We start from the raw sequence: 23,450 nt of genomic DNA, 5'->3' as shown, positions 1-23,450 counted from the left end.
TAGTCAGTGAAAATTAATACCGCTACATTATGCACTGCTAAATCAATTTTTTTGCTTGCTGTGCCTGCGCAGACAGAGGCTGCAAAAATTGATATTAGCAGTACCGTATCGTTTTTGAGATACTTTGACTATACCACCACAGCACCAATAAAAAACCGACCATCATGATGATAGTCGGCGGTATAACGGACTCTAATTAGCAAGTATGACAGCGATTAAATCAGGTCGCTATACGCTTGGATGGCGGTTAGCGCGATGGTATAGACGATATCATCAACGAGCGCGCCACGTGATAGATCATTGACTGGCTTATTTAATCCTTGCAGCATCGGTCCGACACTAATGACGTTGGCGCTACGCTGCACTGCTTTATACGTGGTGTTACCCGTATTGAGATCAGGGAAAATAAAGACGTTGGCTTGACCTGCGACAGGAGAGTCAGGCGCTTTTTGTTTACCCACGCTCATGACCGAGGCGGCATCATACTGTAGTGGGCCGTCGACTTTGAGGTTTGGCGCACGCTCACGGACGATTTGGGTGGCACGGGCAACTTTTTCGACATCAGCGCCTGCGCCTGATGAGCCCGTAGAATAGCTGATCATCGCGACTTTTGGATCGATACCAAAGGCAGCAGCAGACTGTGCCGATTGGATGGCAATTTCTGCCAACTCTTCAGCATTCGGATCAGGATTGATCGCACAGTCACCATAGACAACCACTTGCTCAGGCAACAGCATAAAGAACACTGACGATACGAGCGAGTACTGCGGCGCGGTTTTGATTAATTGAAACGCTGGGCGTACGGTATTGGCAGTGGTATGAATCGCACCTGAGACCAGACCATCGACCTCATCTAGCTGGAGCATGATGGTGCCAAGATATACCGTATCTTTTAAATATTCAGCGGCGACGTCCGCGCCAGTTTTGCCTTTGCGGCGCTCCACGACAGCAGCGATATATTTGCTCATATCAAGGGTGTCGGGGTCGATGATTTCTAGACCTTCTGGCAACGTCAAATCGCGATTTTTGGCGACTTGCTCGACATCGCTACGCTTGGCCAGTAGTACGCAGTTGGCAATACCGCGGCTTTGACAGATACAGGCCGCTTCGACGGTACGTGGTTCAGAACCTTCTGGCAATACGATACGTTTTTTGGCGTGCTGTGATTTTTTGACCAACTGGTGGCGAAACGCAGATGGGGACAAGCGCGGTTCATGATTACGGCTAAAGTATTCTTTAATCCAGCTCAAATCCAAATGAGCAGCGACGTAACGCGCTACTTCTTCCGCACGCTCAGTGTCATCGCTTGGAATCTCAGAACTCATATGCATCAGGCTCTGCACCGTCTGATAGCTGTCGCTCTCTACGCTCATGACAGGGATGCCGGTTTTGAGTGCTGATTGCCAAAGCTCAGCGACCGTTTTGCTTGGGGTGATACCGCCAGTGAGTACCAGACCTGCTAATGGAATCCCATTAATACAGGCCAACCCAGCAGCCAGCAATAAATCATCACGGTCACCAGGCACCACCATTAACGTACCGCGCTTAAAAACTTCGTTGACGCGTGCTACCGAGCGCGCCGTTAGACTGATGCGATTGATGCGACGTGTTTTTGCTTCACCGATATTGAGCCAAGTAGCATCCAGCTCTGTGGCAATATCCCATGTGCGCGGCACTGATAACGAATCGCTGAAAGGAACGACACCGATGAGGCGGAACGCGTCAGTATTGAACGAAGGCGATAGGCGCTGCACTTCTTGCAAAAAGGTTGGATCTAAGCTGACGACCGCCTCACCTGGAGCGACTGGTTGATTTTCAAAGGTATTAGGTACGTCTTGTACCCGCATCAATATCACGCCAAGCGTACGCGCATCCATGACACCGCCGAACTCGCGAGCATGTACATCTAATTTGTCTGCTAAATAGGCAGGCTTGCTGATATCAGCCGTACTGACAAATATAATCTTGGCATCTAAAGCATGGGCAAGCGCACGGTTGATTTGTGAGGCGTAAGAGGTCTCAGTGGTCGGCACTAGACCTTCACAGATGATGACGTCAGGGCCATCATCAATTGTATGATAATTGGCAATCACTTCTTCCATCAAATCATCAAGATTGCCATCGCCTAGCATCCGCTCGACGTGCTGACGGCTGATCGATTTGGGCGGCTTTAGACCAAAAGCATGCATGGTTAATGCACTTGAGCTGTCTAAGCTGTGCTGCTTATCTAGTGTATCGTCTTGCAAAAACGGCTTCATAAAGCCCGCTTTGATACCGTTGTAATCAAAGGCGCGAATTAGGCCAAGCGCGGCTGATGTCACACCGATACCGCGGCTAATGGGAACAAGTAAAATGGTCTGCATAGTGTATCCTACGGTTTATTTTATTATTAAGTTCAATTCACCCTTGGCAGAATGAGCAATGTATTGAGTATTTACGCCATAGCTTTATAGCAAATGTTAATTATATAGATATGGCGTATCAAACACGCTCACGCTTATATTAAATTCAATGCCTGACGCGTCTCTTGAGCAATACGGTACTCTTCGTCAGTTGGGACGACCCATAGCTCGATACTGCTGTCATCTGCGTGGAAGCTGCCTTCTTTACCACGAACCAAACTGGCATTTTTGTCAGCATCTATTTTGATACCGAAATGACGCATCACTGCCAAAATTTTGGTACGTGTAATGTCGGAGTTTTCACCGATACCGCCAGTAAAGACAATACCAGTAAACTCTGGTAACGCACAGCTAAGACTGGCCAGATATTTACCAGCACGATAGCAGAACATCTCGATAGCGAGCTGTGCATCTTCGTGACCTTCACTGGCTGCTTGCTCAATGGTACGTAAGTCGTTAGACAGTCCTGAGATGCCGAGTAGACCGCTGTCATTATTAAGCATTTTGTCGGTCTCTTCTAAGCTCATATCGAGCTGGCGTTTTAGATGCATGTGCAAGCTAGGATCTACATCGCCACTACGCGTACCCATCATCAGCCCTTCAAGTGGGGTCAGTCCCATGCTGGTATCGAGACTTTTGCCATCGTATACCGCCGCGATTGAACAACCATTACCCAAATGCGCGGTCAACCAACCATGCGGGCCTTTTGCCTGAGTGATTTGGCTGGCACGCTCTGAGACATAGGCGTGAGACGTACCATGAAAACCATAGCGACGGATTCTATGTTCTTCGTATAGATATTTTGGTAGCGCATAGCGAAAAGCAACGGGCGGCATGGTCTGGTGAAAAGCGGTGTCAAATACCACCACTTGAGGCATATCAGGATAGATCGCCTGAACCGCTTCGATACCTAGGGCGTTTGCAGGGTTGTGTAGCGGAGCTAGTATTTTGAGACGTTTCACTTCTGCCAATGCATGCTCGTCAACGCGAACAGCTTTAGAATATTCGCGACCACCATGTACCACGCGGTGCCCAACGGCGATGAAGTGGTACTGCTCTAGTAGCTCAAGGATTTTTTGTAGTGCCAGCTTATGGCGACCACCAGGGATAGAGATTTCAAGCTTTTCACCGTTTAGAGTCGTGTGTTTGATACGAGCCGTATCAAGACCTAGGTTTTCGGCAAGACCGGTGATACGAGTAGAGTTGTCATCGCTAATCAACGCGTATTTGATGGAAGACGAGCCGCAGTTTAAAACCAAAGTTGGGCTGGTCAGGGTTGATGTTTCAGAGTTCTTATCATCAAAAGTGGTCGTTAGGCTGGCGCTCATACTCTATCCTTAGATTGGTTTTTATAGGTGGGTTTTTATAGGTAGAAAATCATCATATCGTCAGATTACTATGATAAAAATGACACTGACATCGCATCGTGTTCATATTAAGGTGATGATAGATTGATCGTGTTTAACACAAAATTAGCCATATCCATGCTGATCTATCAAACAAGTATATGATCGATCTTAGTCATACTGAGGCTGATGGTTGTATCTTATTACTATATAGCAGTACCGCCGAATCGCAGGCCTGCGCCTCATCATAGCCGTAAGGTCGCGGTATAATGTAACATATTTTTGTAGCTATACCGCGATAACGGTAAGGTTTAAAATTGGTGTCTATCAAGCGTTCAAAATATTGGTACATCTGTTATAGCTAGTGGCTCCTAGGTACTTTAGCCATTGATTATTGGCTGTTGTGGAGCAACCTTATAAATATCAAAAATTGTAAGAAATATTGTCTAAATGCTTATCAGATATGTTTTTATGCACAAATTATCAAGCGATATCGTCAGTAAATTATGATGAAAGCATCAAACCAATCCCCACTATAAGCCAAATTTATTGGCCAATGCTGTTCAGTATGCGTACAGCTTTGTGTCATAATGCTATGATTAAAACTTTGATATTGGCTATGCTTTGGCTGCCTTTTTCGCTCTTTATTTATTACGATTTTTAATCGCACTTACACCGCTACACGCTCACAGGTTATCCACTCTATGTCTACTATACTTCGCTCATCAAAAACTGGGCATATCGCCTTATGGAGACCTGCCAGTCGCCGCGCCATTATTACTTTAGTGATTGGCAGTGCGATGATGGTAGGGTTGTCAGGCTGCGGACAAAAAGGCGCTTTGTACTTAGCTGACTCCAGTAGCCAAACGATAGAGGGTAGCCCATCTGTACTAAATAGTACGAGCCATCCACAAGATGCTGCTTTTGCGGGCATTGATGGTGATACCTATCAAAAAAATGACTATCTAGATGAACAGCAAATACTGCCCGAGCCGAGTACGGATCCTAACGATTATTAATTTTTATTCTTACCCTTGATACCCTGATTATATTAGAGATGTTTATATGAGTCATTCTGAACTATCTGCTGACGTAACCGATTCTGCCACTGGCGAGTCTGTCACTATTCAAACCGAGCACGGTCTATATGTTGATCCTAAAGCGTTAAGCGCTCATCTGCCCGCGCTGAGCTATCGCGACGATGCACTATATATGGAGCAGGTCAGTGTTGATGAGTTGGCGAAACAATATGGTACGCCATGCTATGTCTACTCAAAGCAGGCGATACTGGATGTTTATAAAGCCTATACCGATAGCTTCGCCAGTCTCAATCATCAGGTATGCTATGCGGTAAAAGCAAACTCGAATCTTGCAGTGCTTGGGGTGCTTGCGCAGGCAGGCGCTGGGTTTGACATCGTCTCTCGTGGTGAGCTGATGCGTGTATTGGCTGCAGGCGGAGCGGCAGCGCGCGTTGTCTTCTCAGGTGTTGGCAAAACTTGCGGCGATATCGAATACGCACTGACCCAAGGTATTGGCTGCTTTAACGTCGAGTCGATCAGTGAGTTGACCTTAATCAACGAGGTAGCGGCAGCACTTAATAAGCGTGCGCCAATCTCATTACGCGTCAATCCTAATGTCGATGCCAAGACGCATCCCTATATCTCAACGGGTCTTAAAGATAACAAGTTCGGTATTACCCACGAAGACGCCCTAGCGGTCTATCAGCAAGCGGCAGATTTATCGCATATCGATATCGTTGGTATTGATTGTCATATTGGCTCGCAGTTGACTGAAGTGGAGCCGTTTGTCGCCGCATTAGACAAAGTTATTGAGCTGATACATAGCCTGCGTGACCATGATATTGAGCTGCGTCATATTGATTTGGGTGGCGGTCTAGGCGTGCGTTATATTGATGAGACGCCTGTATCTATCGATGAGTTTGCCGAGGCTTTATTACCAAAGCTTAGCGAGCTTGGTTTGACTGTATTCTTTGAGCCGGGTCGTAGTATCGTTGCCAATGCTGGCGTGCTCCTCACCCAAGTCGATGTACTCAAGCCGACTGAGCACAAAAACTTCGCGATTGTCGATGCCGCGATGAACGACTTGATTCGTCCTGCTTTATATCAAGCGGAGATGGCTGTGATTCCAAGTACATTGCCGAGCGATGGGATTGAAACAGATGGTACAAAGCCGTGGGACATCGTTGGCGCGATTTGTGAGACAGGGGATTTCTTAGCAAAAGACCGCCTACTATCACTAGCTGAAAGTGATGTGCTGGCTATGACAGGTGCAGGTGCTTATGGCTTTACCATGAGTAGCAACTACAACTCGCGTCCGCGTGCCAGCGAAGTGATGGTATCAGGTAATAACCATCAGCTCATCCGCAAACGTGAAACGGTTGAAGCCTTATATGCTGACGAAATACTGTGGCAGGATAAATAAAAGCGCCAAAGCTGAAACTGTTTTTGCATAATAAATAAAACCCACCGTGATAATGACGGTGGGTTTTTTATGGCAAACTCGAATGACGTATATTGATTTTGAGGTATAACGATAAGTTGGTATTTGATGGCGGTGATAATTATGATTGTATCTGACAGCGTGCTAATATAAGCCATACATAAAAATAGGATAGGACATCAAAGATATGCTAATAGAATTTACTAAAATGCATGGGCTGGGCAATGATTTTATGGTTATCGATTTGGTGACCCAGCGCCTAGATTTGACCAAGGAGTTGGTAGAGTTATTGGGAGATCGTCACCTAGGTATTGGCTTTGATCAATTGCTTGTGGTCGAGCCACCGATGCGCCCCGATGTTGATTTTAGTTACCGTATTTTTAATACGGATGGCACCGAGGTCGAGCAATGCGGCAATGGTGCGCGCTGTTTTGCTCGTTTTGTGCAAGCACGTAAACTGTCATTTAAGCAGCGTCTGCGTGTTGAGACGGCCAGCGGCATTATCTCTTTGACCACTGATCGGTTTGGTTGGGTAGAAGTCGACATGGGTAAGCCCAAGTTTGAGCCAAATGAGATTCCCTTTAGCCCAAGAGCCACGACCAAAATACAAAACACTTATCACCTCGATGTAAATGGCACACCTGTACAGCTATATGTCGCCAACATGGGCAACCCACATGCCGTTATCAAAGTCGATGATGTACTTGACGCTGAGGTTGAGACGTTGGGCAAGGCCATTGAGTCCCATCCAGCATTTCCAGATCGCGTCAACGTGGGCTTCATGCAAGTGATGAATCAGCGTCATATTCGTCTGCGCGTGTATGAGCGCGGTGTTGGCGAAACGCAAGCTTGCGGCACGGGCGCCTGTGCAGCAGTTGCAGTCGGTATAAGAGAGGGCTGGCTCGATGAAGGCGAAGAAGTACGGGCGCAGCTCTATGGTGGCAGCATGATCATCAAGTGGCAGCCAGGCTATTCAGTCATGATGACAGGTCCGACTGCTTTTGTTTATGAAGGAGTCTTTAGTCCGGATGGTTTGATGGCGCAAGCAGGTATTAAGCCAAGTTCTGAAGGCTGATATCTGTCATTAGGCAACTGATATCAATAACATGGGTGCTTCTGATATGGTTATGTCCACTCATCAAGACGGACAGACAACGCAAACGGCACCTTGGCTATCAGCTGAGCTGGCGGCGAATATAGAGTCAGATGCCGCGCTACGAGCGTTATTAGCACCTGTCCATCGTTGGCTTGATACGCTGTCCGTGCGTAATCACTCGCCGCATACGCTGACCGCTTATTTTGCTGGCTTAAACCAACTGGCACTGTTCTTACGCGGTAAGCGTCTGACGTGGACGCGCTGTGATAAGCGCCAATTGGCTCAGCATATTAGTCAGCGTCTCGATGAAGACAAGCTTGCGCTTGCTAGCGTTCAGCAAGAGCTGTCAGCGATTCGGCATTTTTATGGTTGGCTCATAGAGGAGGATTTGGCGCGTATCAATCCAACGACTGGCTATCAGCTCAAGCGTAGCCCCAGACCATTACCTTCGATTGCTGATGTGGATTTATTGACGCAGTTACTCGATCAACAAATCCCTGACACGCCAGAGCAGGCGCGCTTGTGGTTGCGTGATAAAGCCATGTTTGAGCTGCTCTATAGTAGTGGTCTACGTGTTGGCGAGTTGGTCGCACTCGATATGGCTGATGTGGACTTGTCTGATTTACGGGTGCGAGTCACTGGTAAGGGTAATAAAACTCGCTTAGTACCATTAGGCGCAAAGGCAGCAGAGGCGATTAGCCGCTATCTTCCGCATCGCAATCTATGGGTCGAACAGATGGACAGCGCCTTGTTTATTAGCGAAAAACTGGGTACTAGACTATCAACACGGGCCGTACAGCAACGCTTAAAAGTTGCTGCAATTCGTGCAGGTATTGCGCAAAACATGTATCCACATCTACTGCGTCATTGCTTTGCCTCACACATGCTGTCAGGTAGTGGTGACTTGCGTGCTGTGCAAGAGATGTTAGGACATAGCGATATCAGTACCACGCAAATTTATACCCACGTTGATTTTGCCAAATTGACACAAGTCTATGATCGCGCCCATCCACGAGCCACCCATACTCAAAATGATGAAAATCCTACCTAATTAAGTAATCTACGGTTTAAGCAATCCACGTTATTTCCTAAACTACGCCAAACGATGACAATCAAAGATAGGTAATTTCTGTCGACCTTGCACTTGAGCTTGCTTGTCTAATGATGCCATGACGACGGCGTATCCTTTATCTATGTCAGATGTCGTAGACAGATTTAGCTCACTGCTATCATGACTCGCAATAACGCTGCCGTCAAAAGCAGTAATGGCGGTATGTCCCCACGTCTGGCGAGTATTGCCATCTTTATACGCATGATCGCCGCCCTGTGCTGCCCCAATCACCATACACTGACTGTCCAAAGCACGTGCCTGTAACAACAGCGACCAATGCGCTTGCCCAGTCAGATAAGTAAAAGCAGAAGGCGCGCTTAATATATCAGCACCTGCTTGACGTAAGCGCTGCGCTAGAGCAGGAAAGCGCAAATCAAAACAGACCATCATACCCAACTGATAGACAGCGTCGCCAGACTCAAGAGGCGCAACCACGGTCTGCGTACCAGGCTCAAACGTCGCTGCTTCATTGTAGCTGCCTTGCTTGTCGGCCACGGTCGCGGTGAACAAATGGATCTTGTCGTATCGTGCCACTCGCGTCCCATCTGGCGCAAACAACTGACTAACTTGGCGCAGCCGACCATCAGGAACGACCATGCCATCAGGCCGATAAGGGCAAGGCAGTGAGCCTGCCAGTAGATAGACACCATGGGTGCGCGCATACTCTGCCATCGTCGTTGATAGCGCGTCAAAACGCTCTGCAGTCGCAAACTGCTGGCCCATGCTACAGCAATTTTCAGGTACGACAACGAGTTCAGCCCCTTGCGATTTGGCATCAATGATCGCCGCTTTTATATTCGCTAAATTGCCATCAACGTCTTGCTGGCTGTTCATTTGAATGGCAGCTGTGGTAAATTGAGGGATATTTGTTTGGTCATGCATGACAATATTCTCCGTAAATGTTGAGTATTGATGGTCGCTCATTACGTTATTTTTATAATAAAATTTTGATGATCGTGAACAGGCCATTCATATTTATTGGTTGGCTATTGGGATAAAAGTGATAGGTTTATATAAGAAACATACCAATCGTATCTGGGTAGAATATAAATTATCGTAGCAAAATTGTCACAAAAAATGCTATCGTCATGTCCTGATTAGGTTATGTCACGGCCTCAATTGGCAAAATAAATATAATATCACCAAAATTGGAGTGTAATAAGCCGCCCATGAGTATGTCATTCGGATTGGCGAGCACGCTAAGCACCTCACAAAAACTGACACCGCAAATGCAGCAAGCCATTAAATTGCTGCAGCTCTCTAGTCTTGAGCTCGCACAAGAGGTTCAAGCCAAACTGGATAGTAATCCGCTGCTTGAACGTATCGAAGAAGATGATGACGAGTACGAGAGTAACCGTGACGATAGAGTAGATGAGCTAAGTGAGTCATTAACACTTGATAGCTGGAACCAAAGCAGCAGTGACGCATCTAGCGCAGGATCTGATAACCATACAGACTATGGTGACGATAGCACTGACAGTTGGGAGAAACTGCAGCAATCTAGTATTGATGACGGGGCGATGGATAGTGACAGCAGTTTTGACACTGATAGCTTCGATGCTAGCAGCTTTGATAAAGATAATTACGCTTCGACATCAACAGGTTCAGGCAATAATAAAGGCGATGAGGATTTTGATAGTTATCAGGGCGGTACTTCGTCGACTATCCAAGATCACGTACGCTGGCAGCTCAACTTTAAGCGCCTATCAGAAGCAGACACCCTGATTGCAGAGTATTTGATGGACTCTATGGATGACATGGGATTCATACGAATTGATATCGATGAGCTGCTACAGAGCTTTGATACCATGGCCAACTTTTATCAGTGGGATGAACGCGTTGAGTACGACGAGGTCATGGCCGTGTTGCGTATGATCCAATCTTGCGATCCGATTGGCGTTGGCGCACGTCATTTGAGTGAGTGTCTAGCGATTCAGTTATCCAAGCTAGATACTAATACCCAATATCTCAAAGAAGCAAAAGCGCTGCTCACAGCGGGCGAGCATTTAGTCAGTAACAATATCAAAGCGCTTACTGAACGGACAGGCCTTGCCCCTGAGAAAATCACTCCTGCGCTTACCTTACTGCGCACCTTAAATCCTTCACCCGGATTACTCTTTCAGATCAACCAGCCTGATTATACCCAGCAGCCCGACAGTTACGATATTCCAGATGTGTTAGTCACACCTATTAGGAGTCGTAAAGCCACTGCCAATGCTGAGGCACTAGAAGACGGTTGGCATGTACGCCTCAATCCTGATACCTTGCCGAAGCTACGGGTCAACCAAGAGTATGCCAATTTAGTCAAACGCGGTGATGACAGCCCGGACAACCAATATCTACGTGAAAACCTCACCGATGCGCGACTCTTTATCCGCAGTATCGAAGAGCGCAATCAAAACCTATTAAAAGTAGCAACCAGTATTGTGCGTTATCAGCAGGAGTTTTTGCAGCACGGTGCGACGGCCATGCAACCACTTATTCTAAAGGCAATCGCAGAAGAAGTGGATCTACACGAGTCCACCGTCTCACGTCTCACTACCAGTAAGACGATTTTGACACCGCAAGGACTATTTTCACTAAAGCACTTTTTTTCTTCACACGTCAGCAGTTCGGATGGCGATATCTCATCAACGGCCATTAGTGCCATGATTAAAAAGCTAATCGCTGATGAAGATCCCAAAAAACCGCTATCGGATAGCCGTATTCAAAAAGAATTATTGGCAGACGGTATCGATATTGCCAGAAGAACCGTTGCCAAATATCGTGAAGCCATGAATATAGGTTCATCCACTCAGCGCAAACAGAAGTATTAATCGTTTAAATACAGTATTCTGCAACAATTTTGAGTAATCATTGATATTTCTGTGTCAAGATATAAAAAATAAAATTTTTTGATTATATAGAAACATGATAGAAACAACAGGTATTGTTACACTTAATTACAATTTAACGTCTTGCTACTATCCGTCTTTCATGACAAATTAGAGTCATACCAACAACGAAATCTAAGTGCCAATCTATAGTATTTACTTATAATGAATAAAGGAGACGATAAAAGGATACGTCGAAATCTTACTAGAGGCATTAGATAGATTATTGGTAAGGCAGGATGATAAGAGCAGGAATGCGACTTCATCTGTTGAATGTAAGTTACAAATACAAGGACAATAATATGAATGTTTCTATCAGTGGTCACCATATCAGTGTTACCGAAGCTATGGACACAGCAGTTCGTGAAAAGCTTGAAAAAGTAGAGCGACACTTTGATCAGATACAGAGTATTAAAGTGATATTATCGCTAGACAATAGTGGCGCAAATGATGGCGGTAAAAAAAGCCATAAAGCTGAAGCAATTATGCGCGTCTCAGGTCAAGAAATGTTTGTCCAAGCATTAGAAGATGATATGTATAGAGCCATTAACGAGATGGCAGACAAACTTGATAGACAAGTACGTAAGTACAAAACCCGTCAAGAGCGCAAAAAGACTCAGGGTGCTGGGCGTGATGAGCGCTATCAAGACACCACTCCTGCTGAAGCAGTACCAGCAGCTTAATGATACGTTTGAATAACGTTGATTAAGTGGGCAATCAGATCATCAAGAGCGTCTGAACAAGCTAAAAAATAAGAAATTTGACAAACAGCTATTTCATTCATTGGTGATCTACAAAAGAAAAAAGACCTCGAACGTTCGATACGTTGAGGTCTTTTTTAGTATGTCTTTAATACTGCGGTCAGGAATTCATAAAACATAAAAGCTAATGACAGACTGAAATATAAAAAATCAGCCTCCGCCCACAGCCTGTACGACTTCTATATTCATCCCTTCTTCAATACGCAATTGAGCCAGCTCACTCTTTGGTATCAGCTCGCCATCCACTTCGACGGCGTAGCGTCCTTGACTGAGTCCAAGTTCATTGATGACTAATTGCACTGTCTGATGAGTGGTTTGTAAGTTTTTACCATTAACACTAATGGTGCTCATATAAAATCCTCCTTAATCATTTGAAATTCCTTATATTAGCCGTCCTCTTGTATTAATCGCAATATAGGTGCTTTGAATATTATGGGCGACTATTTTTATCCATACTCATAATATCAATCAATTTTCAGCAGGTATGAGTAAAATGGATTAATCCATTGAGCTCTCAAGTCGAAATGTAGAGATAGCAAGCCATAACCAACCTGCAATCATAAGAACCCCGCCAATGGGCGTAATCGCGCCAAACCAACGCGGTGCCCCAAGCGTCATGGCATACAGACTACCAGCAAATATAATAATACCGATTTGCAATAACCAAGCCGTAGTTTGAGTGGTATATTTTAAGCGTATCAGTAAGCCCACGACTAATAGACCCAGCGCATGTATGAACAAATACAGCGTCGCGGTATGCCACCATTCAAGCTGTTGTGCGCTGACAATATTCTCTAAACCATGAGCACCAAATGCGCCCAAAGCGACAGCAATAGCCATATTAATTGCGGCAATACCGATCCAATTTAGCATGGCATAACTCTTATGATTATAAGACTATTGAATATCATCTGGTAAGATAACACTATCGATAGTCATGGCATCGCGAATTTTATCCATCGCATTTTTTTCGATCTGACGCACACGTTCAGCAGAGATAGAGTAAACCGCTGCCAGCTCGTGTAAAGTAGATTTTTGCTCAGAGAGCCAACGCTGCTCGACGATATCGCGTGAACGGTCGTCTAATGTTCCCATAGCAGCGATCAACGCTGATGAGTTGTTTTCTTCCCAGTCTTCTTCTTCCAACTGCTCAGCAGGATCGATGCCATCTTCCAAAAACAGCTGCGGCGCATAGCGACCATCATCATCGTCACTTGACTGTGCTTCAAATGAGGCATCATAAGAAGTCAGGCGTGACTCCATCTCTAGCACTTGCTTGCGCGTAACATTCAAGTCTTTGGCAATCGCGTCTGCTTCTTCTAGCGTAAGCTGATTATTGGTTTTCTTTAAACTACGTAAATTAAAGAATAACTTACGATGTGCTTTAGTGGTCGCAACTTTTACTATGCGCCAGTTACGGATGACAAATTCGTGAATTTCAGCTTTGATCCAATGTACGGCAAAAGACACCAAGCGCACACCTTTGTTGGGATCAAAACGTTTGACCGCTTTCATCAGTCCCAGATTACCTTCTTGGATTAAATCAGCTTGTGGCAGTCCATAACCTGAGTAGCTACGTGCAATATGAATGACAAAACGCAGATGCGACATCACCAGCAGACGTGCTGCTTCAACATCGCCTTCATCATAATAGCGATGGGCGAGTTCTTGCTCTTGTACAGTAGTCAAGATAGGGATTTGATGAACAGTATTAATGTACGCACCCAAATTGACCCCTGGCGCTGACAAATGGGTTGGCATTGCTGGCACCAAATCACGCGTACTGGTATTGCCTAATGTACTGGCGTCATAAGGTGGGCGCTGTGCAGCTGCCTTTAGTGCAGCATCGCGCGCATCGTTTTTTATAGGAGCTGTGCTGTCTTTTTTATTCGCATTCGCAGCATCAGAAGTAGTAGTAGCCATATTCTTGACCTTGGTTAAATAGTTAAGCAAATAGTCAGATAAAAATCTCTATAGTTGTAATTGTAAAGGACAGCAGCGTTTAGTTGCTATCAGTTTTGGTAATGATGAAGTGATATATTGTAGCGAAACGCTGCAATGATGTGCTATTGCCTGACAAATCAGTAACTTCGTTGACGATTAACGCTAAGTAGTCGTTTGTCTGTGTTTGCTGACTCTGACGACAAAACGCTGTGATATCAGCTTGCGAATTAGGATCCGTCGCGACCACATATAATGATTCACCAGCGGCTACATCACGCAACGCAACCTTGGTTTTCAGCAGGGGCATTGGGCATGCAAGCCCGCGACCATCGACGAAACACTTGATATTTAGTAAAGGTTGCTCTTTATCTATTTTGGTCTCAGTGTCAACATCTGAGCCATCATTCTCTACTGGCAACAAGTCTAACAGATGACTGATCTCTTGCTGTTCTAGATCGGATAAGCTCGCTGATAAATAAATAGAGTGTGATGCACGTTTGATGGGTAATTGGCTATCAGCGGACATAATACAAACCTTACAAGTATCAATATTTCGGTTTCTTTATCAAAAAAGGCTCTAACAATTATTTTTGATTATCGTAAATATATTTACGACAACCATGAGCTTACTATTATTGTGTTTAACCATTATACCAAATAGCCGATGTATAATTGCATTTGAATATAATCAACGTCATGTTCGGTTCATTAGAATCACACAGTCATGTTGCACAATCGTGACGGGTGGCTGAGTGATTGGTAGCTAAACGAATAGTAGAATTGACCTTATACAAACAAGCTCGTATAGTCAAAAAGATGTCGTCAACAATCTGATAGGATACGAATTTGTACCACGCTAATAGACCGCCACGACTTACTAAAGCCACCAGCCATTCGATGAATAAGCTGTCGGAAAGCTCGCTATCTAAACTATTTGGGCAAACAGATAGCCGCAACTCTGTGGTTTTATCTTTTTCAAATAGTATCAAAATTGGACTGTCAGTGACATTGCTGGTAATCGCTACAAGTGCTCATAGCAAGGATGGTGATGATAGCCAAGCTATACCATTTGCCAATCATTCATGGCAAACAGTAGAGTCACAATCGTTAGAGCTACCCAATTTGCGCGGGCAAGGACTGAGCTTTGCTGAGCAGTATCAAAACAAAATGCTGGGTGAGTGGTCATTACAGAACATCAATGGTCGGGTCAAAATGGAGCACGACCCTTGGGTGCAAGAGACGGTAAAAGACATGACGTGGCGACTCAATGCCCAAGCCCGTCAGCAAGCACCACTTGGCTTAGTTATCCTTGATAATCCCAGCATCAATGCTTTTGCCGCACCTGGCGGAGTCATCGGGATCAATACAGGGACGATATTGGCAGCCAAGAGCATGGATGAGCTGGCAAGTGTCATCGCCCATGAAGTGGCGCACATCAGTCAACGTCACTACGAGCACAGCGCAGACGAGCGCAAAAAAGCCTTACTTATGCAAGTAGGCGGTATGTTGGCTGCGATTGCCGCATCAGCAGTCGATGGTGACGCAGCGGCTGCTGTAATGGCGGGTAGCCAGACAGCCTCTATGAATAGCAGCATGGCTTTTAGCCGTAACAACGAGCGCGAGGCTGACCGAGTAGGGATGCAAATCATGACTCAGGCAGGCTATGACCCTCGGGCAATGCCACGGTTTTTTGCCACGATGAATCAACAAAGCCAGCTCAATCAGGTTCAAAATCGCTTTTTACCAAGCTTTGTGCGCTCGCATCCGCTCAGTGATGAGCGACTGAGTGAGTCGCAGAGCCGTGCTGGGCAGTATCCCACACTGTCATTGAGCCAGCAGCAGCGTCATCAAGCCTTGTTTGATTTGCTCTATTGGCGTGTACAAATTACTGGCAAACATGCTTCTGAAGTGACGCTCACAACCGCTGCTAAAAATAGTCTGGGTGCCAAACTTGCCTTAGTGAGTTGGTATGGAGAACAGCAGCGTATCAAAGAGGCTAATGAGGTATTGGCTGAGATACATAAACTCCCAAGTACGCAGCGTCAAAGCCTAGAACCTTTGCTATCGATTACTCATAGTCAGCTTTTAAGTGGACAAGGCAAATGGCAACAAGCTACAGATATATTAGAGAGTCAGCAGCGTCTGTATCCTGAGCGCCGTGACTTACGTCTGTATTTGGCGGAAGCACTGACCAATAGCAATCAGCCATCAAGGGCACAAGCACTGCTAAAACCACTCACAGAGCAACAACCAAGCGATCGCTACGCATGGCAAAGTTTGCAGCTTGCTAATGAAAAGCTCGCTAAAACCGCAACGTCACCACAACTGGCTAATATTGCAACGATCAACGCATTGCGTTATCGCAGTTATGATCAACTTTGGAATGGGCGCTATGAGAGTGCGTTGACATCACTGACGCAAGCCAAGCAATTGACTGAAAACCTGCAAGCCACAGCACAAAGCAATAGTGCGCGCCCGTTGCTAGCCAATATCAATGCAGAAATCAAAGCAATAAAAACCGCCAAAGACTTTGAGCCTTAGGCGGTTTTTCAATAGTCAGTTTTTTGTACAACAACGAGTGCGCTTGACGACATCATTCTCAGTAATAGCAGCTCATATGCCATTTGCTACCTAAAATGAAAAATTAGCCTTGTAGCGCATCTTTAACCATTTTAGATATCAACGCAGGATCAGCGCGACCAGCGGTCTTGTTTTTTAGTACACCCATCACGCTGCCCATATCACGCATAGAAGTGGCGCCTTGCTCTGCGATTTCAGCGTTGACCAATGCCATAATTTCATCATGACTCATTTGCTGCGGCATAAACTCATTGATAATATCAATTTCAAACTGCTCTTTGGTCGCCAAATCATCGCGGCCATTTTCAGTAAAAATAGTGAGCGACTCTTGACGTTGTTTGAGCTGCTTTTGTAGCACTTCTAATACTTGCGCGTCATCAAGTTCTGTCTGACGATCAATCTCAATTTGTTTGACCACTGACTGTACGTTGCGCAGTATTTTGACACGCTCAAGCTCACGAGCTTTCATTGAAACTTTGATATTGTCTGATAACGTCTGTTTAAGTTGGCTCACTGCTATTATCCTTATTCGTTTGTTAAATGCTATTTGTTAGGTACTGTTTAATGAGTTTTTTTTGGGTAAAACCTGCTGAGAGCGGGCTTTGATAAAAAAATGCGTCAGCAGTAACAACGAAAATTGTAGCATAAAAAACGCCACTGATATCGATGGATAACAGTGGCGTTAGTGTAGCACTTGTACTTAACTAACCAGATTATTGATTAGTACATACGAGTAGTACGAATAGTTTCGCGTTGTAACTTCTTCTTATAACGCTTTACGGCAGCAGCTTTTTTGCGCTTACGTACTTGCGTTGGTTTTTCATAAAACTCACGCTTACGTACGTCTGATAATACACCAGCTTTTTCACAAGCGCGCTTGAAACGACGAATAGCGATATCAACTGGTTCGTTTTCTTTAACCTTAACTGCAGGCATGAAGACTCCTCGATTAGGATGAGATATAAGGGCATTAGTTTGGCTGTGTGTTAGTATTTAGCCGTAATATCTCAAGATTACTGGCATCAGCTCAAACTAGGACAATTCTCACGCATGGGCGTAAGGGCGGTTATTTTAATAAAAAATATCAACAAAGTCAATGATTTTAACGATTTATTGTTTATTTATCACTCGTTTAGAGCGGTATTTAAATTAAACACTCTTATTTTGAGTGACGTCAAAACACAAATTTTACGGTCAATAAAAAGTCCCTACAGTCTATAACGGTTTAGTAGGAGTTTATGCTATGATATTTCCCATATTATAGGGTCTGTTTGATATTCAAATGTTAGGGCTGCTGATGGCTAAAATGGCACCAAACTAGGCGAAAACCGACGATAATGTCGCGACCTTAGCTAGGTTTTCAACAACGTTTGGGGAATCTTAGCATCAGCCTTGAGAACGGATCGAGCAAAGCACTGCTTTGCCCGTTCGCAAGACAAGAGCTGTGCTCGAGTGGAGGGCAGTACTCTTTTTTGCCACTATATGGCGAACTTGTTTAGCCTAGAATGACTAGGCATCAACCATTTCACTACATATTGTCTAAAAAATAGTGACTGCCAGCGCCATATTTGAATATCAAACAGACCCTAATAAGCATATAAACCGTTTTGTGCGTATTTTATTGAGGATGTTGGAATGAAAAAAACAGTATTGAACACGGTGTTGAGCGCAGCTTTTATCGTGGCGTTGGGTGCGGGCGTGAGTGCTTGTAGCGGCGGCGAAGAGCATGAAGAAGTATTGGCGATCGATATGGTAGATGAAGCGGCTGAATTGGCACGCGAAAACGCGCCTGAAGCAGAAGACATGGAGTTTCCAGAGACTTCTGCAACTGCAGTGGCAGACAATGCGACGGCAGCTGATGAAGCAGGTGCGACTGAATCTGAAGCGATGAGTGTTGAGCAAGAAATAACAGGCGATACCGAAGCGGATAGTGCTGATACCGCGGCTGCGCCTGCTGCCACTGACAGCGCCGATATGGCAACACCTGCAGATGCTGCTGCAACACCTGCTGAATAAGCCATTAATTAGACTTAGCAACATAGTATTGCGAGCTTATCGGCTGATGCAAATAGCTGGCCACAGACGCATCAAATAAAGGTAAGGTCATGATTGATATACAGCAGCACATAAAGAGACTGAGCTTATCTGTCATCAGCCTGAGTGTGTTATTAGTATTGAGCGCTTGTAGTGGTGATAACGCGACTACGGAAGCGTCTACCGCAGCCAACGAACCTGCTGCTACGAATGTTGAAGAAACAGTTGCAACAGAATCTGAAGCTACGGTGCCTGAGCCTATGGTTGAACCTGAGTCTGCCGACATGGTGGTTGAAGAAGAGAGTGCCGCTGAGCCTGAAATGCTCGCTGCAGATGCTGGTGCTAAACTTTACGAGTCAAACTGTAAAGTTTGCCATACGGCGGGTTTATTGAATGCGCCGAAATATGGTGACACAGCCGCTTGGGCGACTCGTTTGACCAAAGATAAAGAAACGCTGTATATGCACTCTGCTAAGGGTTTCAATAAAATGCCAGCACAAGCGGTAGATGGTGTCAGTGAGGCACAAGTCAAAGCCGCTGTTGATTATATGCTCGCGTCAGTAAGCTGATACGGTATATATAGAGTATATCAGTTATTGAAATTTGTTAAACTGACCGTCATTGTGACTGACAATGGCGGTTTTTCTATGCGCGTTTTCTATTACTATCGATTTTAACAATATGACTGGCTGTGCGAAGCTGATTTGATTCGCCACTCAAAATTTTAAAATGATATACAATAAAAACGCGGCAAAAAATAGTCCGAAAACAAAAGCATAAAGGCAAAAGTATGAAGGTATTGGGTTTAGAGACGTCTTGTGATGAAACTGGGCTTGCGATCTTTGATAGCGCGCAGATCAATAGTGAGAATCAAGGGTTGGTTGGGCAAGTCCTGTACTCACAGATTGAGCTACATGCGCTCTATGGTGGCGTCGTGCCTGAGCTTGCTAGCCGCGATCATATTCGTAAGCTTGTGCCATTGCTCAACGAGCTGCTTGAGCAGTGCGATATGAAAAAAAGCGAGATCGATGCGATCGCCTTTACCAAAGGCCCAGGCCTCATAGGTGCGTTAATGACTGGTGCATTATTTGGGCGTAGCTTAGCCTATGGTTTGGATATTCCTGCCATCGGCATTCATCACATGGAAGGGCACTTGCTCGCGCCGCTTATGGGCGCCAATCCACCCGCCTTTCCATTTGTCTCGCTGTTAGTCTCTGGCGGTCATACCTTACTTATTGCCGCTCATGGTGTGGGACAGTATGAGATATTGGGTGAGTCGATAGATGACGCGGCGGGCGAGTGCTTTGATAAAGCTGCTAAGATGCTGGGCTTGCCTTATCCCGGTGGCCCTAATATTGCCAAACTGGCAGAAGCCGGTAATCCTGATGCTTATGCGCTGCCAAGACCGATGCTTCATCGAGGTTTGGACTTTTCATTCAGCGGTATGAAAACAGCGGTACACAATCTGATTAAAGACACTGATGGTTCTAATAGCGATCCGCAAGTTCGTGCGGATATCGCCGCGAGCTTCCAGCATGCGGTGGTCGACACATTGGTGAAAAAATGTGTCAAAGCACTCAAGCAAGCAGGTATGAGCCGTCTGGTCATTGCAGGCGGTGTCAGTGCCAATACACATCTGCGCGAGATGCTAGAGGCAGAGCTAGCTAAGATCAATGCGACGGTCCACTATGCACCGCCCGCGCTGTGTACAGACAATGGTGCGATGATTGCTTATGCAGGATTTGAGCGCTTGCAGGCAGGACAGTCTGATGACTTAGCCGTTAGCTGTATTCCGCGCTGGCCAATGACAGAGCTACCGGCCGTATAGCTGCTTTATTTGGCCATACATTTATTAATGGTTATTTGATTTAGGAACCGTCTATGCAGTGGCTCGCTATTGGTTTGGGAGCAGCATTTGGTGCTTGTTTGCGTGCGTGGCTATCGCGCTTCAACGCTTTAAATAGTTGGATACCACTTGGGACTCTGAGCGCCAACATACTGGGCGGGCTTCTAATTGGGCTTGCGCTGGTGTGGTTTGAACGTATGGGAAGTAATCTATCTGATCATGTGCGTGTCTTTGTGATTACTGGCTTTTTAGGCGGGTTAACTACCTTTAGTACGTTTAGTGCCGAGACCTTTACCTTGATTAATGATGGTCGCTTACTATCGGGTTTGGTTTTAGTAGGTTTGCATGTTGGACTGACATTATTGGCAACCGCCATTGGTTTTTATTTATTTAAGCTTATTTTATAACTGTTGATAGATATTACTCGTTTAATGGTCTGATTTAAGTAGTTACTAAAATATAGTCTATTTTAAGTGGTCTGTTAATGAGTTTAAAGTGCAAAATGACTGGTTCTGGTGGGTTATACCCATAAAAAACTATTATTATCTTACTGGCATCTTTGAGATCGCCATTTCAATAACGGCTGGGCAAAAATCAGGGTTTTCTACAGTTGACGCTTTCATTTCATCATAGGCATAACAAATAACTACTAAATGGTTAAGCTTAAATAAATTTCTTTGATTCGTATTTAGTGTGTAAATACCCTCGTCGCGTGAGTTACCCTCTTCATCTAGATATTCAAAAGAGTTGACTTGCCCTAAGCTTTCCATCCCAGCTGCATAAGTTCTCGTAATTACACCAGATTTAATTTCACTAGGAATCACTCCATCGTGAATATTATTCCACCACTCTTGTGTGGCAAACAACCCTTTATCACCTCTGATACCCATAAAAGGTCGACTTTCATCTAATGTTAGTTTATGAGTATCTTTTATCATATCTGAATTATTTAGCATATCTTTGGAAAACTCATAGACTAATTCTAATTCAATTGGATAACTTGATAAGTCTATATACATATTGAATCCTGTTTTTAATAGCTATACAACTAATTAACACTATACATGTGCTTAGCTGAAGAATTATTTACCCAAGATAGTATGGCAATTTTTACGTGCTCTATGTATTTTATAGTTTGATGCCTGTATAGCGCATCAATCACCATTTATACCACTCTCGAGGAAAATAACAATTATGCAAGCACTGAGCAAGATACTTACTAATGGGCTGTTAATTTTAGGGATATCATTTGGGTTGATAGTGTCCCCATTCGCAGCAAGTTATATTGAATGGGTTAAAATACAAGCAGAGCAGGGTGACGCAAGAGCTCAATCTGTACTTGCATCTAGTTATAGTTTAGGTAGAGATGGTTTACGTCAGAATTATAGTAAAGCGTTTTACTGGCATAAAAAAGCAGCTGATCAAGGTGATGCAATAAGTCAGTATTTACTTGGAGATGCTTATGCGGACGGTGAAGGTATTCGCCAAGATTATAGCAAAGCAGTTTATTGGTTAAAGAAAGCAGCTGATCAAAACAATGCTGCAGCCCAATATAGTCTTGGAACAATGTACTATTTCGGTAAAGGTGTACGCCGAAATAAAGCCCAAGCTAATAAATTTTTTAAAAAGTCTTGTGATAATGGAATACAGTCTAGTTGTAAAACCTACCAGAAATTAGATGAAGAGAGTCATTGAGATAAAAACTCCTATTTCAGTTAGTTTAGAAACCACTTGCTGGTACTAGCAAAAATTATGCTTATAAAATACTATGAAAATTAGGTTATAGCCGTCTGTTTACTTCTTACAGTGCCGCCCATACTCAAAATCTCACCTGAAAGCCTAGCCAAAAAACCATCGAACCAAGCCCATTAAATACACTCAGATGTACATTGATTCAATATAAAAGCTTATATCTATTGATACCATTACCCTACAGCCAAATATTCAAGTCCTCACTAGGAAACCATCATTTCTCCCAACGCCTATCATAACGTCAAAAGTAGACAGTATTTTATAACCAAAAAATGTAATAAACAGTGAAATATTAAACTGGCTTCACTATCCCTTCCAATAAATTGGCAAACCCCTGCATATACGCCGTATCTTGGCTGGCCGTGCGCGTTGCCGCATACAGCTGACAATGTACTCCGTTCCCGAGTGGCCGCGAGACGACCCAGCCTTTTTTCTCATATTCAGCCACCACCCAATCAGGCAGTGCGGACACGCCGCGTTCACTCGCGACCAGCTGGATCAGCATTGCCGTCAGCTCTGTCGTACGAACACTCTCAAAGCTGACTTGCGCTGGTGTCATAAAGTTAGCAATAATATCGAGACGTTTGGCTTCTACCGGATAGGCGATCAGGGTTTCATTGACCAAATCAGTTGGCTCAATAAATGTCTGTGCTGCTAGATCATGCGTGGGTGACAGCACCAAACGACTCTCATACTCAAACAATGGCTGATAGCTGATACCGTCGAGCGGTAAATCACTGGTAGTGATAAGCAAGTCAATATCACCTTCCATGAGTAGATGATGCGGCTCAGGCTCAAACCCTGTGGCAAAATCTAGCTCAACATCCGACCATTCACGGCGATAGTGGTTAAGTATCGGCATGAGCCAATCAAAGCAACTATGGCACTCTGATGCTAGACGCAACCTGCCTGCTTGACCATGCGCTAAGCGTTTAAGGTTGGATTTGGTGCGGGTCACTTGCGGCAAGATATTATCTGCCAATGCCAATACTGTTTTGCCCGCAGGCGTGAAGCTGAGCGGGCGAGTTCGACGATTGACTAAGCTGATGTCGTAATAGTTCTCTAGCTCTTTCAATTGATGCGAAACGGCAGAAGCAGTGACGTGTAGCTCATCGGCCGCTGCTGCAAGTGAACCATGCGCTCGTAGCGCGGTTAATGTATTAAGATGACGAAGCTCAAGCATAATAGTACCTAACCGCTAAGGTGAGAAAAATTCATTATAGTCAATATGGAGCTGACTTTCAC

General features: G+C 44.8%; 23 protein-coding genes. 12 read left to right on the top strand and 11 right to left on the bottom strand.

All coding sequences use genetic code 11. The annotated features are described in order from the left end of the window. Positions 1–215: 215 nt before the first annotated feature. Positions 216–2,363: a phosphate acetyltransferase gene (pta, locus tag ACTXGK_RS28680; protein ID WP_443514630.1), complete on the bottom strand. Its 2,148-nt coding sequence runs from the start codon at positions 2,361–2,363 to the stop codon at positions 216–218. Positions 2,364–2,497: 134 nt separating this feature from the next. After that, a complete protein-coding gene (locus ACTXGK_RS28675) occupies positions 2,498–3,730 on the bottom strand; it encodes an acetate/propionate family kinase (RefSeq protein ID WP_443514629.1) in 1,233 nt (410 codons plus the stop codon). Between the two features lie 722 nt (positions 3,731–4,452). On the opposite strand from ACTXGK_RS28675, the gene lptM reads away from it, so the two are divergent. The 4 genes from lptM to ACTXGK_RS28655 all read left to right on the top strand — a co-directional run bounded on the left by lptM (position 4,453) and on the right by ACTXGK_RS28655 (position 8,355). Further along, a complete protein-coding gene (gene lptM, locus ACTXGK_RS28670) occupies positions 4,453–4,767 on the top strand; it encodes an LPS translocon maturation chaperone LptM (protein ID WP_443514628.1) in 315 nt (104 codons plus the stop codon). A 46-nt stretch (positions 4,768–4,813) separates the two neighbouring features. Next, positions 4,814–6,190 carry a diaminopimelate decarboxylase gene (gene lysA / locus ACTXGK_RS28665; RefSeq protein ID WP_443514627.1) on the top strand — a complete coding sequence of 459 codons (1,377 nt, stop codon included), beginning with the start codon at positions 4,814–4,816 and terminating at the stop codon, positions 6,188–6,190. A 205-nt stretch (positions 6,191–6,395) separates the two neighbouring features. Continuing rightward, complete coding sequence (gene dapF, locus ACTXGK_RS28660; RefSeq protein WP_058025622.1) at positions 6,396–7,283, top strand: diaminopimelate epimerase; 888 nt, start codon at positions 6,396–6,398, stop codon at positions 7,281–7,283. A 46-nt stretch (positions 7,284–7,329) separates the two neighbouring features. Further along, positions 7,330–8,355: a tyrosine recombinase XerC gene (locus tag ACTXGK_RS28655; protein WP_443514626.1), complete on the top strand. Its 1,026-nt coding sequence runs from the start codon at positions 7,330–7,332 to the stop codon at positions 8,353–8,355. 42 nt (positions 8,356–8,397) lie between these two features. On the opposite strand, the gene ACTXGK_RS28650 is transcribed toward ACTXGK_RS28655, so the two are convergent. Beyond that, positions 8,398–9,297, bottom strand: a complete 900-nt coding sequence (locus ACTXGK_RS28650) for a nitrilase-related carbon-nitrogen hydrolase (protein ID WP_443514625.1) — start codon at positions 9,295–9,297, stop codon at positions 8,398–8,400. 287 nt (positions 9,298–9,584) lie between these two features. On the opposite strand from ACTXGK_RS28650, the gene rpoN reads away from it, so the two are divergent. Together rpoN and hpf are read left to right on the top strand one after the other, a co-directional pair. Continuing rightward, a complete protein-coding gene (gene rpoN, locus ACTXGK_RS28645; RefSeq protein WP_443514624.1) occupies positions 9,585–11,231 on the top strand; it encodes an RNA polymerase factor sigma-54 in 1,647 nt (548 codons plus the stop codon). Positions 11,232–11,590: 359 nt separating this feature from the next. Then, positions 11,591–11,971 carry a ribosome hibernation-promoting factor, HPF/YfiA family gene (gene hpf, locus ACTXGK_RS28640; protein ID WP_443514623.1) on the top strand — a complete coding sequence of 127 codons (381 nt, stop codon included), beginning with the start codon at positions 11,591–11,593 and terminating at the stop codon, positions 11,969–11,971. Positions 11,972–12,199: 228 nt separating this feature from the next. Here the strand turns inward: hpf and thiS are convergent, their stop codons facing one another. From thiS to ACTXGK_RS28620, 4 genes are all read right to left on the bottom strand, one after another. Beyond that, positions 12,200–12,400, bottom strand: coding sequence for a sulfur carrier protein ThiS (thiS, locus tag ACTXGK_RS28635; RefSeq protein WP_075105726.1), 201 nt, complete (start codon positions 12,398–12,400; stop codon positions 12,200–12,202). 147 nt (positions 12,401–12,547) lie between these two features. Next, entirely contained in the window at positions 12,548–12,922 is a 375-nt protein-coding gene (locus ACTXGK_RS28630; protein WP_443514622.1) for a DUF423 domain-containing protein, read from the bottom strand. 24 nt (positions 12,923–12,946) lie between these two features. Continuing rightward, complete coding sequence (gene rpoH / locus ACTXGK_RS28625; protein ID WP_201601468.1) at positions 12,947–13,810, bottom strand: RNA polymerase sigma factor RpoH; 864 nt, start codon at positions 13,808–13,810, stop codon at positions 12,947–12,949. A gap of 241 nt (positions 13,811–14,051) precedes the next feature. Beyond that, on the bottom strand, positions 14,052–14,519 hold the full coding sequence (locus ACTXGK_RS28620) for a sulfurtransferase TusA family protein (RefSeq protein WP_443514621.1): 468 nt from the start codon (positions 14,517–14,519) through the stop codon (positions 14,052–14,054). A 320-nt stretch (positions 14,520–14,839) separates the two neighbouring features. Between ACTXGK_RS28620 and ACTXGK_RS28615 the strand changes: the two genes are divergently transcribed. Continuing rightward, the gene (locus ACTXGK_RS28615; RefSeq protein WP_443514620.1) at positions 14,840–16,534 is read left to right on the top strand and encodes a M48 family metalloprotease; all 1,695 of its coding nucleotides are present in this window, start codon (positions 14,840–14,842) and stop codon (positions 16,532–16,534) included. A 103-nt stretch (positions 16,535–16,637) separates the two neighbouring features. On the opposite strand, the gene ACTXGK_RS28610 is transcribed toward ACTXGK_RS28615, so the two are convergent. Both ACTXGK_RS28610 and rpsU read right to left on the bottom strand, forming a co-directional pair. After that, a complete protein-coding gene (locus tag ACTXGK_RS28610) occupies positions 16,638–17,087 on the bottom strand; it encodes a GatB/YqeY domain-containing protein (protein WP_201601395.1) in 450 nt (149 codons plus the stop codon). Between the two features lie 206 nt (positions 17,088–17,293). Further along, the gene (gene rpsU, locus ACTXGK_RS28605; RefSeq protein WP_010195908.1) at positions 17,294–17,509 is read right to left on the bottom strand and encodes a 30S ribosomal protein S21; all 216 of its coding nucleotides are present in this window, start codon (positions 17,507–17,509) and stop codon (positions 17,294–17,296) included. A gap of 699 nt (positions 17,510–18,208) precedes the next feature. Here rpsU and ACTXGK_RS28600 point away from each other — a divergent pair. From ACTXGK_RS28600 to crcB, 4 genes are all read left to right on the top strand, one after another. Further along, positions 18,209–18,589 carry a hypothetical protein gene (locus ACTXGK_RS28600; protein ID WP_443514619.1) on the top strand — a complete coding sequence of 127 codons (381 nt, stop codon included), beginning with the start codon at positions 18,209–18,211 and terminating at the stop codon, positions 18,587–18,589. 89 nt (positions 18,590–18,678) lie between these two features. Beyond that, entirely contained in the window at positions 18,679–19,176 is a 498-nt protein-coding gene (locus tag ACTXGK_RS28595) for a c-type cytochrome (protein ID WP_443514618.1), read from the top strand. 221 nt (positions 19,177–19,397) lie between these two features. After that, positions 19,398–20,435, top strand: a complete 1,038-nt coding sequence (gene tsaD / locus ACTXGK_RS28590) for a tRNA (adenosine(37)-N6)-threonylcarbamoyltransferase complex transferase subunit TsaD (RefSeq protein ID WP_443514617.1) — start codon at positions 19,398–19,400, stop codon at positions 20,433–20,435. 53 nt (positions 20,436–20,488) lie between these two features. After that, positions 20,489–20,860, top strand: a complete 372-nt coding sequence (gene crcB / locus ACTXGK_RS28585; protein WP_443514616.1) for a fluoride efflux transporter CrcB — start codon at positions 20,489–20,491, stop codon at positions 20,858–20,860. A gap of 135 nt (positions 20,861–20,995) precedes the next feature. Here crcB and ACTXGK_RS28580 read toward each other — a convergent pair whose 3' ends face one another. Further along, positions 20,996–21,472: an immunity protein RhsI2 family protein gene (locus tag ACTXGK_RS28580; protein ID WP_443514615.1), complete on the bottom strand. Its 477-nt coding sequence runs from the start codon at positions 21,470–21,472 to the stop codon at positions 20,996–20,998. 175 nt (positions 21,473–21,647) lie between these two features. Between ACTXGK_RS28580 and ACTXGK_RS28575 the strand changes: the two genes are divergently transcribed. After that, positions 21,648–22,148 (top strand): tetratricopeptide repeat protein, encoded by a 501-nt coding sequence (locus tag ACTXGK_RS28575; protein WP_443514614.1) that lies wholly within the window; start codon positions 21,648–21,650, stop codon positions 22,146–22,148. 349 nt (positions 22,149–22,497) lie between these two features. On the opposite strand, the gene ACTXGK_RS28570 is transcribed toward ACTXGK_RS28575, so the two are convergent. Continuing rightward, positions 22,498–23,388: a LysR family transcriptional regulator gene (locus ACTXGK_RS28570; RefSeq protein WP_443514613.1), complete on the bottom strand. Its 891-nt coding sequence runs from the start codon at positions 23,386–23,388 to the stop codon at positions 22,498–22,500. Positions 23,389–23,450 lie beyond the last annotated feature (62 nt).

Origin of the sequence: Psychrobacter sp. T6-5, from assembly GCF_052258485.2 — a bacterium.
In the GTDB taxonomy this organism is placed as follows: domain Bacteria; phylum Pseudomonadota; class Gammaproteobacteria; order Pseudomonadales; family Moraxellaceae; genus Psychrobacter.
The sequence above is the reverse complement of the archived record's forward strand: the minus strand, read 5'-3'. Positions and strand labels throughout refer to the sequence as shown.